The organism is Olleya sp. 1-3, assembly GCF_002836085.1.
Lineage (GTDB): Bacteria > Bacteroidota > Bacteroidia > Flavobacteriales > Flavobacteriaceae > Olleya > Olleya namhaensis.
In genome coordinates this window covers 106,289-121,975 of the sequence record NZ_PJBW01000058.1, presented here as the reverse complement: position 1 = coordinate 121,975, position 15,687 = coordinate 106,289, and the positions used below count along the sequence as shown (strand labels likewise).

The following is a 15,687-nucleotide window of genomic DNA, read 5'->3' as shown; positions in this document are numbered from 1 at the left end:
GTATGTAGTTTTAGAGTTTATCTGTCTGAAGATATTTGTAATACGTTATAAATTGCTTGTTTAAAGTAATTGACTTCATAACGGGTTACCACCCACCTGAAGCACCACCACCTCCAAAGCCTCCGCCTCCGAAGCCTCCACCAAATCCACCACCTCCAGAAGAACCGCCAAAACCGCCTCCTCCAAAGCCTCCAGAACCACTTCTGTAACCACCACGACCGGAGTTACTTAATATAATGGCTTCAAGGATACTTCGTGTTGAATTGCTACCGCCACCAAAATTATCAGTACCATTCCCGCCACGTCTGTTTTTAGATATCGAAATTAAAATGATGATAAAAATAATGACTAAAAAGAAAATGACACCTATTGGAAACTCTTCTGATGTATCATTTTGACGAGAACCTTTATACTCACCAGTCATAACCTCAAAAATAGCATCGGAACCACGATTTAAGCCACCGTAATAGTCGTTTTGCTTAAAAAATGGTATAATGTCTTGCTCGATAATACGACTAGCTAAGGCGTCGGTTAATAAGTGTTCTACACCATAACCTGTACTGATATTTATTTTTCTATCGTTACGTGCTAAAAGTATAAATATACCGTTGTCTTCTTTTTCTTGACCAATACCCCATTCGTGAGCCCAATTAGTCGCTAAATAGTTAATGTATTCGCCTTGTGTAGACGGTATAATGGCCACCACTATTTGCGTAGATGTGGTGTCAGAATAACGTATTAGTTTGTTTTCTAAAGTGCTTTTTTGTGCAGGTGATAATAAATTAACGTAGTCATAAACACTAGTTTGTCCACCATTAGCTTTATCTGGTTTTGGCGGAATTTTATATTGCGCAAAACCATTACTAACCCAAAGCAATAAACATAATGTAACAAGATGTCTGGCTATGTGTTTTAAAGTTTTTGGACTAACTGTTAACCACTGATTACTTAATATCATCCTTTAGAAATAGTGTTTGATAACTCATTTGTATTGTTATCCTCAACCGGAAAGTGTTTTTTTAATTGTTGACCAGCGTGCAAGATTCCGTCAACTAACCCTTGTTTAAAATTGGCGTTTTTAAATTGAGTTTCTATGACAGTTTTAGTGTCGTCCCAAAATGTTTTAGGAACCACTTTATTGATGCCTTCGTCGCCATAAATACTAAACTTATGGTCATCTACAGCAACATATATTAAAACACCATTGCGATGTTTTGTGTTATTCATTTTTAAAACCGAGAATACTTGTAATGCGCACGCCTCAACGTTATCATTACAAGTACGCTCGATATGTACTCTTATTTCGCCCGAGGTCTCATCTTCGGCTAATCTAATAGCTTCAACAATTTCCTGTTCTTCAATAGTCGTTAAAAATGATTCAACTTGATCTTGCATAAATTAAAATTGTACTTTAGGTGCATTTTCACTTCCTGGAGAAGATTTAAATAAACCAAGTGCGCCTTTGTTAATGTAGTTTGCAACATAGCTAGTTGGGAATTTTGCAATAAAGATATTGTAAGCTCCTGCTAAATTGTTAAATCTGTTACGCTCTACATTAATTCTGTTTTCTGTACCTTCTAATTGGCTTTGTAATTCTAAAAAGCTTTTGTCAGCCTTTAAATCAGGGTAACGCTCTACAGATACTAATAGTCTAGATAAAGCACCGCTTAAGCCTTGTTGTGCTTTTTGAAATTGTGCAATATTTTCTGGAGAAATAGCACTTGCATCTACATTAATTGTAGGTTTAGTAGCTTCTGCTCTTGCTTTTATTACAGCTTCCAAAGTGCTTTTTTCGTGATCGGCATATCCTTTTACAGTAGCAACAAGATTAGGTATTAAATCCGCTCTTCTTTGGTAAGAACTTTCTACGTTTGCCCATTGTGCAACAGCAACACCTTCTTTTTCTATAATTTCGTTGTTAACTCCAATTCCCCATCTAAATAATGCAAAAGCAAGGATTCCGATGATAATAATAGGGATAAGTAATTTTTTCATAGTCGAAGATTTTTTAGTTCCGTTTTCTGGCAGTTGTTTATAGTTCATTTTTTAATTTTATTAATTGTGCTTTAACACCTTCCAATTTAGTTATAATTTCAAAATTATCTAGTGTTTTCTTTTTTTCTTCTTTTAAATGTGTTTTTGCACCGTCTAACGTAAAGCCACGTTCTTTTACTAAATGATAAATTAGTTGCAAGTTTTTGACATCTTCGGGTGTAAATTTACGGTTTCCTTTTTCTGTTTTCTTTGGTTTTAAAGCATCAAATTCTTTTTCCCAGAATCTAAGTAGCGATGTGTTGACATCAAATGCTTTGGCAACCTCACCTATGGTATAATACCGTTTTTCTGGAAGATCAATAATCATTAATCTAGAGATTGATTTTCTAAAGAAGCACGCTCCAATAGTTTATTAAATTCTTCAGGAGATAAACTTCCGTAGTAAAAGTTAATAGGGTTGATACGTTCTCCGTCTTTAAATATTTCGTAATGTAAGTGCGGTGCTTCAGAGCGACCTGTACTACCAACAAACCCAATTAAATCGCCACGTTTAACACGCTGGTTTTTTTGAACATTATATTTAAATAAATGCGCGTATAAAGAGACATAACCATAACCATGGTCAATTCTAATATGATTACCGTACCCTGCAGAGTTACTGTCTGCACGTTCTATTTTACCGTCTCCAGAAGCGTAAACAGGTGTTCCTCTTGGAGATGTAAAATCCATCCCCCAGTGCATTTTTCTTAATTTAGTAAAAGGATCAGATCGCATACCGTATCCAGAAGCCATACGTGTCAAGTCCTCGTTACTTACGGGTTGTATTGCTGGAATAGCTAGTAGTAATTTTTCTTTTTCTTCAGCCAAAACCGCTATTTCATCTAAAGATTTAGATTGCACAACAATACGTTTTAGTAATTTATCAATACGTTGGCTGCTACTTATAATTAATTCCGAATTATCGTAACCATCTAATTTTTTATAACGATTTACACCACCAAACCCAGCTTTACGTTGCTCTTCAGGTATTGGGTTAGCTTCAAAATATAAACGGTAAATAGCATTGTCGCGATCTTCAATATTGGCTAAGACTGTTTCTGCCTCTTCCATTTTTTTATTAAGTAAATCAAACTGTAATTCTAAGTTTGATAATTCTCGTTTTAACGCTTTTTCTTTGGGCGATTCAAAGTAGTGACCACCAATAAAAACAAACAAAAAACCGAATAAGGCAGCAGCAATTAAGAATAAAGATATAAACTTAAATGTGCGTCTTTTTCTACGCTCTATTTTTTTATAAGAGAGCGTTTCAGAATCATAATAATATTTTACCTTACTCATTATCTAATTTATACTATTTTTGTAGTTATTAAAACTGAATTTTTCAGTTGATTAAAATAGTAACGAATAACAAATATATAAATTGTTTTAATAAGCGTTAAGCTTATGCTAACAAGATTATCAACATTACAATATGAATTCTCAAGACATACGCGCAACTTTCCTTAAGTTTTTCGAAGATAAAAAGCACAGTATAGTGCCATCTGCACCAATGGTGTTAAAGGATGATCCAACTTTAATGTTTGTAAATGCCGGAATGGCACCTTTTAAAGAGTATTTTTTAGGAAATAGTGAGCCTAAAAATAATCGTATAACAGATAGTCAAAAATGCTTACGTGTTTCTGGTAAGCATAACGATTTAGAAGAAGTTGGTTATGATACTTACCACCATACATTATTTGAAATGTTAGGTAACTGGTCTTTTGGTGATTACTTTAAAAAAGAAGCTATTGCTTGGGCATGGGAGTTATTAACGGAAGTCTATAAAATTGATAAGGATATTTTATATGTTACCGTTTTTGAAGGTAGTGATGATGATGATAACCTTAAAATGGATACGGAAGCTTATGACATTTGGAAACAATATATTAGTGAAGACCGTATTTTAAAAGGAAATAAAAAAGATAACTTTTGGGAAATGGGAGAACAAGGACCTTGCGGACCTTGTAGCGAAATCCACGTAGACATTAGGTCTGCGGAAGAAAAAGCAAAAGTAGATGGTAAAACTTTAGTTAACGAGGACCATCCGCATGTTGTGGAGATTTGGAACTTAGTTTTCATGCAATACAACCGTAAAGCAAATGGAACGTTAGAAGGGTTACCAAACAAACATATTGATACAGGTATGGGGTTTGAACGTTTATGTATGGTTTTACAAAACGTACAATCTAACTACGATACTGATGTTTTTACACCTATTATTAGAGAAATAGAAGCTATAACAGGTAAAGATTATGATGTAGACGAGAAAGTGGATATTGCTATTCGTGTAATATCTGATCATGTACGTGCAGTCGCATTTTCTATTGCAGACGGGCAATTGCCAAGTAATACAGGAGCGGGGTATGTAATCCGTCGTATTTTGCGTCGTGCAGTACGTTATGGATTTACATTTTTAGATAAGAAAGAACCATTTATTTACCGTTTAGTTAATGTTTTAACGGAAAAAATGGGTGCTGCATTCCCTGAATTAAAAGCACAAAAACAATTAATAGAAAATGTAATTAAAGAAGAAGAAGCCTCTTTTTTAAGAACATTGGATCAAGGTTTAGCTATTTTAGATCGTATTGTAGATAATGCAACGGATAAGCAAGTGTCTGGTTCTAAGGTTTTTGAGCTTAAAGATACCTATGGTTTTCCTGAAGATTTAACTGATTTAATTTTAAGAGAAAAAGGATTCTCTTATAATAAAGGTGAATTTAATAAGCGATTAAAAGAACAGCAAGGAAGAGGTCGTGAGGCATCAGAATTAAAGTCTGATGATTGGACTGATTTAATTGAAGATGAAGATCAAGAATTTATCGGATACGATCAATTAGAAGCTAAAGTAAAAATCACAAAATACCGTAAAGTCGTTTCTAAAAAAGATGGCGAAATGTATCAACTAGTCTTTAATTTAACACCGTTTTATGCAGAAGGTGGAGGGCAAGTTGGAGATAAAGGTTATATTCAAGCAGGTAATGGTGATGTGTTTTATATCGTTGATACTAAAAAGGAGAATAACATTATTATTCACTTAACTAAAGAGTTGCCTCGTGATGTAAATCAAGTGTTTATTGCTAAAGTAGATGCTAAACAACGTTACAGAACAGAATGTAATCATACAGCAACACACTTATTGCACCAAGCATTAAGAGAAGTTTTAGGAGAGCATGTGGAGCAAAAAGGAAGTGCGGTACACTCTAAATATTTACGTTTTGATTTTTCTCACTTTTCTAAGTTAACTGTAGAAGAATTACGTGATGTAGAAAACTTTGTAAACTCTAGAATAGAAAGTAAGTTGCCATTACAAGAAGGACGTAATGTGCCAATGGAAAAAGCTATTGAGGAAGGGGCTATGGCGTTATTTGGCGAAAAGTATGGCGATGCTGTTCGTACCGTTAGATTTGGTCAGTCTATAGAGTTATGTGGTGGGACGCACGTGGATAACACTGCAGATATCTGGCATTTTAAAATAGTGTCTGAAGGCGCAGTTGCTTCTGGAATACGCCGTATTGAAGCAATTACAAACGATGCAGTTAAGTCTTATTATCACGAAAATAATAGATCATTCTTTGAAATGAAAGATATGCTTAACAATGCGCAAGAGCCTGTTAAAGCATTACAAAATTTGCAAGATGAAAATACAGGCTTAAAAAAGCAAATAGAACAATTACTTAAAGATAAAGCTAAGAATATAAAAGGCGAACTTAAAAACGAAATCACAGAAATAAATGGGGTTAACTTTTTAGCTAAGCAATTAGATTTAGATCCTTCAGGAATTAAAGATTTATGTTTTGAGTTAGGTAGCCAGTTTGATAACTTATACTTGTTATTTGGTGCAGAAAACGATGGTAAAGCAATATTGTCATGTTATGTTTCTAAAAGTTTGGTAGAAACTAAGTCGCTTAACGCAGGGACTATTGTAAGAGAATTAGGGAAACACATCCATGGTGGAGGTGGTGGACAGCCATTTTTTGCTACAGCAGGAGGTAAGTATCCAGAAGGTATTGTTAATGCTTTAGAGGCTGCTAAAGGGTATATCTCTTAATAAATAAAAACTATGAAAAATTATTTTACACTGTTATTTGTTTTATGTTTTGTTTTTTTCGCAAATGCTCAGAGCTCATCTTCTGATATGACATTTGTTAAATGTGTCAAAGCCGATGGGACATTAGGTGAAACTTCAAGTATAGACAAAGTATGGAATCCATCTAAAAGAAAAATTATTAAGGTACAACGTCAATTAAATATTCTGGGCTATCAAGTTAGAGAAGATGGTATGTATGATGAGCATACAGGGAAACAGATAGAGTTGTTTAATAGAAAAAACAATTTAAAATGCTACTACGGTCTAAGAAAAATCACCTTAAAACTTTTAAGAAGGCAGTGTAGAAGTATTATGAAAAACAAATAATTTATTGAATCTTCAAACCAAAATACTATTACAAAAGCAAGAAAGTAATCTAATAAGCTATAACTCGAAAGTGTTTTTATTAGGGTCTTGTTTTGCGGAAAACATTGGTGAAAAATTTGAGTATTTCAAGTTTCAGCATTATGTTAATCCGTTTGGTATTTTATTTCATCCTGTGGCTATTCATAATTTGGTTATAAATGCATTAAGTGGGAAGAAATATGCGGATACGGATGTATTTCTTAACAACGAGCAGTTTCATAGTTTTGATGCACATTCAAAATTAAGTCAACATACAAAAAGTTTACTATTACATCAGCTTAATGCGGCGTCTCAAAAAACGGGTCATTATTTAAAGCAAAGTTCTCATGTGGTTATTACTTTAGGTACAGCATGGATTTATCGTTATATAAAGACTAATAAAATAGTTGCCAATTGTCATAAAATTCCGCAGCAGCAATTTCAAAAACAAATATTAGGTGTGGATGTTATCGTGGCTGCACTACAAGCTATTATAACGGAGGTTAAAAAAGTTAATCCTACGGTTAATTTTATTTTTACAGTATCTCCAGTAAGACACATTAAGGATGGTTTTGTGGAGAACACACAAAGTAAATCACATTTAATAACAGCTATTCATAAAGTTCTGGGCAGTCAATCGCATTATTTTCCGTCTTATGAAATTATGATGGACGAGCTGAGGGATTACCGTTTTTATAATCAAGATTTTATTCATCCAAGTCCATTAGCAGTCGATTATATTTGGCAGCGCTTTAATGAAGTTTGGATTGCCGATTCCGCAGAAAAAATTATGACAGAAGTCGATGTTGTACAAAAAGGAATACAGCATAAACCATTTAATCCTAACTCTGAAGCACATCTAAAATTTAGAGAACAACTACAAAATAAACAAGAAAGTTTAGTTCGTCGATTACCTTATATTAAATTCGAATGATTCGCAACCTATTGATATGTAAGCGATTTAGTACAAATGATGTTTACAGCAGATTAATATCCGGTTTAACGAATAAAAAATATTTTAACGTAAAGTAGCGCTACTTTTATCGAGCTATTAATCATATATTTCAATTAAACACCAAATCAATAATCTGCTTCTGTAGTTTTTGTTTTGGTGTTTTTTCTTTTCTAAAATTTTTTACTTCACGTTGTAGATAAATTCAAAATCTAATAGTACTTTTATTGTATGCGAAAAATAATTATTGGTATAGTAATAGCATTTGTTCTGTCGTTTGTTTTAAAAAAATGTACAGAAGGTAGTGCAGACAGAACTGTTATTAGAGAGCATTCTGCTTTAATACAAAAACAAATTAATAATGTTGGTAAGCTAATAGTGACTGAAGGCTATTTTAGTGATGCATACAGTTATAAAAACTCCAAAGCATTATTTGCTAACTTAACATCAGATAAGCAAGCGTTAGTTATAGTAAATGCTGAGGTAACCGTTGGTTACGATTTAAGTAAGATCGAATACCAAATAGATAGTATAAATAAGGTGTTGAAGATTACTAAAATCCCTAAGGAGGAATTAAAAATCTATCCTAAATTAGAATATTACGATGTGGAAAGTGGTTACCTTAATGCTTTTAATCATGACGACTATAATAAAATACAGGAAACGGTAACCGCACGAATCCGTAAAAAAGTAGAGGCGTCTAACTTGCGCATAAATGCTAAAAATAGGTTAGTAAGTGAGCTGTCTAAATTTTATATTTTAACCAATAGTTTAGGGTGGACGTTACAGTATAATGACAGTAAGATTGATAACGAAGACCGATTGGAAATATTAAAACTATAATTTCCCCGATAGGCTTTGCCATCCACCACCATTCATAACCTCGACACCATTACTGCGTAAAATAGCTGCAGCACTACCAGAGCGCATACCACTTGCACAACAAGTAATAACAGGTTTGTCCCATTGTTTTATCTGATTAATTTTGGCTTGGACTTGTTGTAACGGAATATGTTTTGAGCCTGGAATAGCGCCAGAATCATATTCTGCTTTAGAGCGCACATCTAAAATAATAGCGCCTCTATCTGTAAATTCTTTTATTTTGTTGGTTTTATTCCCAAAAAGAAAACTGAAAAATCCCATAGTATAATGTTTCCTTCAAAGTTAATAAATTTAGAAGATTTAAAAGTCTTAAATTTGTCTATATTCAACTATAAAAAATAAGGATTACATGTCTCAAGCATACGTCAAACAAACCATAGAGAATAACGTAGGATATATTACGTTTTTTACACCAGAACATAACGCAATGCCAAGCCCAATTTTAAAACAATTGGAATTAGCTATTAAGGACGCTGGTAAAAATGATGATATTAGGGTTATTGTTTTAAAAAGTGGAGGAGCACGTACGTTTTGTGCTGGAGCAAGTTTTACAGAGTTGGTTGCTATTAATAATTTGGAAGAAGGTAAACGCTTTTTCTCTGGATTTGCTAATGTGATTAATGCTATGCGTAAATGCCCAAAACTAATTATTGGTCGTGTACAAGGTAAAGCTGTTGGGGGTGGTGTTGGATTGGCAAGTGCAACGGACTATTGTTTGGCAACAAAATTTGCAGCTATAAAATTATCAGAAATTAGTATAGGCATCGGCCCATTTGTAATAGAGCCTGCAGTAACCAGAAAAATTGGGCAAACTGCTTTTTCTCAAATGACAATTGACGCGGAAACATTTTACACAGCCGATTATGCAAAACAAAAAGGCTTGTTCGCAGATGTGTTTGACACTGTAGAGGCTTTAGATGATGCAGTCTTAGCTTTAGCTACCAAATTAGCATCGTATAATCCTGAGGCGCTATTAGAACTTAAAAGAGTGCTTTGGCAAGACACTAACGAGTGGAGCGTCTTGCTTATTGAGCGTGCCGAAATTAGTGGTAAATTGGTCCTAAGCGACTTTACTAAACAAAAATTAAAGAGTTATAGTTAATCTATACCGCAATTTCTTGACTAGCAATCTTAACACCATCATCAATCAAATGTCCAACCTCTGGTCTGTTTTGCTTGATAGTTTCAAGATGCCCTAAAACACTATTGCAAAGCTCGTTTTCATTACCTTTTTTAGCCAGTTCAAATAACTCGATTGGTAATAACCAATCCATAGGAAAACGATTTACCAATTGTTCTAACACCTTAGTTCTAGAAATAGTTGGGTTTGTCCCTTCGCGATAATCACGGACTTGTTTGTAAAGGTCAATTAATTCTAACTTTTCAGCAGAATGCTTAACATGTATTGTCGTGCTGCTTACTTTATGTGTAATTAAATCAAAACTATGTAAGTCTGCAGGACCAGAATAACCAGAAAGTACTTCTTTACCAACAGCCATATCGTAAAGTCCCCAAGTAGGGTCAAATAAGATCGTGTCTTTATGTGTTACCGTACAGTTTTTAAAGCTAATCAAGATAATTTTACCTTGTAGGTTTCTTGTACCAGTAATAATCTCTCCGGTAACAATAATGTCGTTTTCAAACTCTAAAGTAACGGTTTCACCTTCATAAATATCATAAGCACGTAAATCGCGTGGCGACATGTCTTCAATAGCTAAATTAATACCTTTTAATTTCCCGATAGGAGATCCAAAACCATCCGCATGTTCTAAAGTGCTATGTCCAACCAATTCTTTATCACGGTTGGCTAAGGCTGTTTTTCCAGTGGTTTGGATGTAACTGACCTTACCATTATGTTCAATCATATTAGTAAACACACCAGATATTTGTAAACCGGTACTAAGCTCTATTGTTCCTAATGCTTGACTGTGTATTAATTTTTTAATAGCACTTGGTCCACCGGTACGCAACGCCATAGTATTAGCAAAAGACTCTAACACCAAACTAAGGTGTGCAAAATCCGGAGTGACATATAATTGTGGCTGTGGTTTTGTAATGTCAAAATTCTGAAAAGTAGAGTCTATTGTGTAAGGCAATTTTTTAACCTTATCCGTCATACACCAAGCGCTCTCTCCAATAGACGATAATAAACCAGCACCATAAATTTTAGGATCTTCAATAGTTCCAATCAAACCATATTCAACCGTCCACCAATGTAAGTTTCTTATTAAAGCCATCTCACTTGGTTCACCCATATTATTTTGTAAATCTTCAACCGCTTTTTCAGCTAAATCAATTTGATCTTGTGGTGTATTAGGCGCTTCCTTAATAATAGATAAGTGTCGCACAGCTTCGTATAATTCGTAATCTTTGGCAGAACTGATGGCTTTACAACCAATTTCACCAAAACGTCTTAAGTACTCAGCATACTCTGGATTTGCAATAATTGGAGCATGACCAGCACCTTCATGTATAATATCCGGAGCAGGTGTGTATTCAATATGTTCCAATTGTCTAATATCACTAGCAATTACCAATACATTATAAGCCTGAAACTCCATAAAAGCATTAGGAGGTATAAAACCATCCACAGCAACAGCAGCCCAGCCAATAGCCTTTAAAATACGATTCATCCCATACATATTTGGGATAGCATCTACGCTAATTCCTGTTTGCTGTAAACCTTCTATATAAGTGCTATGGGCCACTTGACTAAGATAATCTACATTTTTACGCATAGCATAACGCCAAACCGCTTGGTCAATAGCAGAATAATCCTCATAATCCTGAGGTTTAATAAACTGTCTTAAATGCTTCGGTAAACGATCTAAAATTGGATTAGACTCAATATTTTTAAACTCCATAGCTTTGTGTTTCACTTGACGTAAAAATACAAAAATCGTACTAAAAGACTCTTAAAAAAAACAGTAGTTTATTCAAACAATCAAAACAACTTAGTATATTTGTACCATGGTTAAATTAACAACATTTTTATTTATAAGCGGAGGAGAAATATTTTTCATCCTGCTTATCGTTGTTATGGTGTTTGGCGCTAAAAATGTGCCGGATATTGCCAAGGGATTAGGTAAAGGTATGCGTCAACTTAAAGATGCCACTAATGATATCAAAACCGAAATCACTAAATCTGCAGAACGTAACGGTTTGGATACAAGCATAACAGATGGTGTAAACGAAGAACTTAAAAAAGTTAAAGACGATCTAGAGGAGTTTACCGGGTCTGTGCGTCGCAAACTATAATCCAATTTCTTAATCAATTATAGGGGCGTTACCACAAGGGTCGCGTCATCCATTATATCTTTTTTTAGGATATTCTCAATAGTATTTTAAGTGTCCATTTAAATATAATTTACCACAGCTAGTGCTATTTAGTTTAAAAAAAAGGATGCCATTTCTACCGCTAACGCAAAATAAAAACAACTTGCCACTAAGATTTTACTACTTTAAAAGATGATTAATAGGTGAATTGATAACCAAATTAACTTTTTTTTAAGAAAAATGTATATATTTAAGCATCAACCTTAAACCATATACAAAATGAAAAGACCATTACTAAAACTATCAGTCCTTCTGATAGCTTTGACAGTATTTAACGCGTGTCAAAAAGAAGACGCATTAGATGCTCCGGAAGACGTAACAATAGACTACAGTCAAAAACCCGCGTTAACCGTACCTGAAATAAATGCCTTAATTAATCAAAGTTTTACCGAAACAGGTGCTTTTGATTGGAAAGATGTCACACCACATACATTATGGAGTGCAGTAGTTAGAGGTAATAATATTTTAACCATTGGTTACGGAGAAGAAAACGAAAGTTTTGCTGAGGTTAAATCAGAACGCTTAAAAGCAACATTATCTAATATTATACAATTGGTAGAGGATAATGAAGATTATAAAAAAGACGAAAAAACAATGTTTGAACACGATATTATAAATGTTGTAGATGTACAGGTTGCAAACTTTGAGACTATTAAACAATTATTACAAACTGACGGTGTTAGATATTTGGAGCCAAACGGATATAACCAATACGAAACCGTAAATAATGGGCGTTCAAGCTCTGGATGCGATAAAAATGCAGACACAATTAATGCTGCACATTACACGACTATAGCGCCAAATAATGCGCAAGTGTCTTGGCATTTTTACAAACACAATATCCCACAAGCTTGGAGTCAAAGTACAGGAGCAGGGATAACTATTGGTCTTATAGATACAGGAGTGTCTGCTTCTCAGCCTTTATTAAATTCGTCAGGAATTAATGATGGGTATTCAAATGGGCGTTTTGTTCAAAAATATGGAACATTTATCGACTCTAATTGGTGGTGGTCAAATAACTATGACGGTATACATGATAAATGTGGACATGGTACAGCTATGGCATCAACAATAGCAGCGCCACGTAACGATAACGGAATGCCTGTTGGTGTTGCTTATAATGCAAATTTAGTAGCGTACAGAGCAACAGAAGATGTATTACTTAATGACTATCATGAGCGTAAAGGAGTATCTAGCGCATTAACCCAGTTAGGAAATAGAAGTGATGTAAAAATTATATCAATGTCAATTGGTTATGTTTGGTCAATTGGTAACATTAAAGATGCTGTTAGATATGCTTACAGTAAAGGTAAATTAATTTTTGCAGCAGGTGGGACGTCTACTAGTTTTACAAACGGTTACGGGGTTATTTTTCCTGCAACTATGAGTGAGACTGTTGCGGTAACAGGTGTAGATGATGGACCAAATTACGATAGATGTGAGGTGTGTCATAGCGGAAGTAAAATAGATTTTACTATCATAATGGAAGGTAATAACAACACTAGTAAAGCACCTCCGGTATTAGGGTTTTACAACGGAGATAGAAGTTACACAGGTGGATCATCTGTAGCAACAGCAACAACAGCTGGTATTGCTGCATTAGTTTGGTCTAAGCACCCAACATGGTCTAGAGCTCAAGTGTTAACTAAATTAAAGCAGTCTTCAGAGTTTTATCCTAATAAAAATTCAAGTTTTGGATATGGTAATATTGATGCTTTACAAGCAGTACAATAAAAATTATAAGTGTTAATGTAAAAAGCCTCTCGTTTTATGAGAGGCTTTTTTTTATGTTGATTTTTTAAGGTCTTTCTCTGACATCTTCTAATATGACATCGCTTAATTTTGTGTCACTTGCGTCAGATGACCAGTGTAATACAGATATATCCCCTGTAGATTCTAAAACAACTGCTTCAATTTGATTAAAATTTAAAACATTAGCTTCTCTAAGTTTGGCTATTAATTGCGATTTTTCAATTCTAGCATGTTTTAAATTGTCATGTAAAATTGTTTCACCTTTCATTAATAATAAAGGTTTGTTAGAAATTATAGAACTGAAACTAGGAAATTTTTTTTGTAATGTAGAAAAAATGTAGGTTAAAAACAGTAGGCCAGAAATTGCGACACTCCCATGAATAACGGATGTGCTTGATGTTAAAGTTGAAGAAATTATACTACCAATAGCAATAGTAAACGCAAAGTCATAAGCTGTAAATTTAGCAAACGATCTTAAGCCTATAATTCTAGTTAATATAATAATTACTACAAATAGTATAAGGCTACCTGCAACTGTTTCCCATAAAGGGTCATTTAAAGAGTATATCCAATCCATTATTTACTTTTTAATTAGTGTTATTTTACTAGCTTAAAATTCGGAAAAATATATTGGAAAAAGAAATTTTAGTTAAATGTTGTTAAAAGTCATCTGTACAAATGACAGCTTGATTTTAGTGAGATTATTTATAATTTTATTAAGGTTGGTGTGCTGTTTAATGCTTTAACCAATATATTGTTTTTACTTTCGCAAAGAATTAAAATACAGGATAAGATGTTGGATTATGTAGTCATTGGAGGTGCACAAGCAGGATTAGCTATGGCTTATCATTTAAAACAAATGAACGTCAATTTTATAGTTTTAGACGGTGAGGCAGAAGTTGGTGCGTCCTGGTTAAACCGTTGGGATTCTTTAAAATTATTCACACCAACAGAATACAATCATTTACCAGGTTTAAAATTTGAGGCGCCTAAAGGGCATTATCCAACAAAGGTTGAGGTTGCTAATTATTTTGAGACTTACGTTGCTGCATTTGAGATTCCTGTGCAATTAAATACATTGGTGACTGCTGTTACTAAAACAGCAAAAGGGTTCCATGTACAGCATAAAGATGGCGAAATTGAGGCTAAAAATGTAGTGGTTGCTACAGGCCCATTTCATATTCCTTATACACCGCCATGTCATACAAAAATATCGGATAGTACATTACAAATGCATAGCAACTACTATAAAGGTGTTAAGCAATTACAACAAGGTGATGCTTTAGTTGTAGGTGGTGGAGACTCTGGTTATCAAATATTAAACGAGATTTCTAAAGACAGCTCTCGGACTGTTTATTTCTCCGGAGATACTAGTGTAAAATCATTACCTCAAAACTTTTTAGGTAAAACACTATGGTGGTGGTTTACCGTCGTTGGTTTTTTAAGTTATAGTAAATATAGTTGGGTTGGTAAAAAAATTAACTCTTCAACACAACCTGTTATTGGTACGGATGTAAAAGAAATTTTGTCTCGAGAAAATGTCATACCTGTAGGACGCACAAAAGATGCATTAAATGACGATATCTTTTTTGAAAAAGAAAAAAAATCGACAATTAAAAATGTGATTTGGGCAACAGGATACCGTCCTAATTTTAAATGGATTCAAGGATTAGAACTGGACGCTAATAGTTATCCTAAAAACTATAGAGGCGTTAGTAATATTGATGGCTTATACTTTATAGGTTTACCATGGATGTTTACTCGTGGATCAGCAACGTTAGGAGGTGTGTCTAAAGATGCTAGTTATTTGGCTGGTGTTATGAGTAATAAATAAGAGTAAAAATAGCTTTTAAAAAGGGGAGTCTTATTTATTATAAAGCTCTGGTGTTACAGAAATCTCCATAGTAAAAGCACCATTCTTATCGTAATACTTGTAATCTAAAGTGATGTTATTATCTCTGTATGTTTGTAATTCAGGGCTATTTTTTACGCTTTCGATGATGTTGGGTCTAATGTACTTATTAGCTGTATCTATGTTGACTTCAGATTTTGCCATATCTAAAAGCGTGTAATGATATATAAAATTAGTTTTTCCTTTAGATGATGCACTGTCTAATCTTGTATACTGATCAATTGCTATGGGGGTTGATTTATTCATTTCTATAGCTACATTTTTTAATTCAGTAGCTATATCTTTTTTAAAAAGTTGTTTAACAGCATAAAATGAAATAAGAAAGGCGATAACGCCTACTGTTATTCCAATAATATTACTTTTCTTTTTTGGCTTGTCTTCTGTCAT

Annotated in this window: 17 protein-coding genes; 8 read left to right on the top strand and 9 right to left on the bottom strand. The window is 33.9% G+C overall.

All coding sequences use genetic code 11. The annotated features are described in order from the left end of the window. Positions 1-85 precede the first annotated feature (85 nt). The 5 genes from CXF54_RS13605 to CXF54_RS13585 are packed head-to-tail and all read right to left on the bottom strand — an operon-like array spanning position 86 to position 3,333. Positions 86-958: a TPM domain-containing protein gene (locus CXF54_RS13605; RefSeq protein WP_101203934.1), complete on the bottom strand. Its 873-nt coding sequence runs from the start codon at positions 956-958 to the stop codon at positions 86-88. Next, positions 955-1,395 (bottom strand): TPM domain-containing protein, encoded by a 441-nt coding sequence (locus tag CXF54_RS13600; protein ID WP_101203933.1) that lies wholly within the window; start codon positions 1,393-1,395, stop codon positions 955-957. Before CXF54_RS13600 ends, CXF54_RS13605 begins: the two co-directional genes overlap by 4 nt. A gap of 3 nt (positions 1,396-1,398) precedes the next feature. Further along, a complete protein-coding gene (locus CXF54_RS13595) occupies positions 1,399-2,043 on the bottom strand; it encodes a LemA family protein (RefSeq protein ID WP_410503943.1) in 645 nt (214 codons plus the stop codon). Next, positions 2,033-2,362 (bottom strand): MerR family transcriptional regulator, encoded by a 330-nt coding sequence (locus CXF54_RS13590; protein ID WP_101203932.1) that lies wholly within the window; start codon positions 2,360-2,362, stop codon positions 2,033-2,035. The genes CXF54_RS13595 and CXF54_RS13590 overlap by 11 nt, the downstream gene beginning before the upstream one ends. After that, positions 2,362-3,333, bottom strand: a complete 972-nt coding sequence (locus CXF54_RS13585) for a M23 family metallopeptidase (protein WP_090837575.1) — start codon at positions 3,331-3,333, stop codon at positions 2,362-2,364. Before CXF54_RS13585 ends, CXF54_RS13590 begins: the two co-directional genes overlap by 1 nt. Before the next feature lie 133 nt (positions 3,334-3,466). Between CXF54_RS13585 and alaS the strand changes: the two genes are divergently transcribed. The 4 genes from alaS (at position 3,467) to CXF54_RS13565 (ending at position 8,261) form a co-directional block, all read left to right on the top strand. Continuing rightward, positions 3,467-6,082, top strand: coding sequence for an alanine--tRNA ligase (gene alaS, locus CXF54_RS13580; protein WP_101203931.1), 2,616 nt, complete (start codon positions 3,467-3,469; stop codon positions 6,080-6,082). Positions 6,083-6,094: 12 nt separating this feature from the next. Continuing rightward, entirely contained in the window at positions 6,095-6,448 is a 354-nt protein-coding gene (locus CXF54_RS13575; protein WP_157823470.1) for a peptidoglycan-binding domain-containing protein, read from the top strand. A 4-nt stretch (positions 6,449-6,452) separates the two neighbouring features. After that, positions 6,453-7,400 carry a GSCFA domain-containing protein gene (locus tag CXF54_RS13570; protein WP_101203929.1) on the top strand — a complete coding sequence of 316 codons (948 nt, stop codon included), beginning with the start codon at positions 6,453-6,455 and terminating at the stop codon, positions 7,398-7,400. Between the two features lie 249 nt (positions 7,401-7,649). Then, complete coding sequence (locus tag CXF54_RS13565) at positions 7,650-8,261, top strand: DUF4230 domain-containing protein (RefSeq protein WP_101203928.1); 612 nt, start codon at positions 7,650-7,652, stop codon at positions 8,259-8,261. Here the strand turns inward: CXF54_RS13565 and CXF54_RS13560 are convergent. After that, entirely contained in the window at positions 8,256-8,561 is a 306-nt protein-coding gene (locus CXF54_RS13560) for a rhodanese-like domain-containing protein (RefSeq protein WP_090837565.1), read from the bottom strand. The two genes, CXF54_RS13565 and CXF54_RS13560, sit on opposite strands and share 6 nt — an antisense overlap. 88 nt (positions 8,562-8,649) lie before the next feature. Here CXF54_RS13560 and CXF54_RS13555 point away from each other — a divergent pair, with 88 nt between their 5' ends. Next, positions 8,650-9,402 (top strand): enoyl-CoA hydratase/isomerase family protein, encoded by a 753-nt coding sequence (locus CXF54_RS13555; protein ID WP_101203927.1) that lies wholly within the window; start codon positions 8,650-8,652, stop codon positions 9,400-9,402. Between the two features lies 1 nt (position 9,403). Here the strand turns inward: CXF54_RS13555 and CXF54_RS13550 are convergent, their stop codons facing one another. Then, positions 9,404-11,164: an aromatic amino acid hydroxylase gene (locus CXF54_RS13550; protein WP_101203926.1), complete on the bottom strand. Its 1,761-nt coding sequence runs from the start codon at positions 11,162-11,164 to the stop codon at positions 9,404-9,406. A 106-nt stretch (positions 11,165-11,270) separates the two neighbouring features. On the opposite strand from CXF54_RS13550, the gene CXF54_RS13545 reads away from it, so the two are divergent. Together CXF54_RS13545 and CXF54_RS13540 are read left to right on the top strand one after the other, a co-directional pair. After that, positions 11,271-11,558, top strand: a complete 288-nt coding sequence (locus CXF54_RS13545) for a twin-arginine translocase TatA/TatE family subunit (protein WP_090837559.1) — start codon at positions 11,271-11,273, stop codon at positions 11,556-11,558. Positions 11,559-11,855: 297 nt separating this feature from the next. After that, the gene (locus CXF54_RS13540; protein WP_101203925.1) at positions 11,856-13,370 is read left to right on the top strand and encodes a S8 family peptidase; all 1,515 of its coding nucleotides are present in this window, start codon (positions 11,856-11,858) and stop codon (positions 13,368-13,370) included. Positions 13,371-13,434: 64 nt separating this feature from the next. Here CXF54_RS13540 and CXF54_RS13535 read toward each other — a convergent pair whose 3' ends face one another. Beyond that, the gene (locus CXF54_RS13535) at positions 13,435-13,965 is read right to left on the bottom strand and encodes a DUF421 domain-containing protein (protein ID WP_101203924.1); all 531 of its coding nucleotides are present in this window, start codon (positions 13,963-13,965) and stop codon (positions 13,435-13,437) included. Between the two features lie 216 nt (positions 13,966-14,181). Here CXF54_RS13535 and CXF54_RS13530 point away from each other — a divergent pair, with 216 nt between their 5' ends. Continuing rightward, positions 14,182-15,222: a flavin-containing monooxygenase gene (locus CXF54_RS13530; RefSeq protein ID WP_101203923.1), complete on the top strand. Its 1,041-nt coding sequence runs from the start codon at positions 14,182-14,184 to the stop codon at positions 15,220-15,222. Positions 15,223-15,252: 30 nt separating this feature from the next. Here the strand turns inward: CXF54_RS13530 and CXF54_RS13525 are convergent, their stop codons facing one another. Next, on the bottom strand, positions 15,253-15,687 hold the full coding sequence (locus CXF54_RS13525) for a hypothetical protein (protein WP_101203922.1): 435 nt from the start codon (positions 15,685-15,687) through the stop codon (positions 15,253-15,255).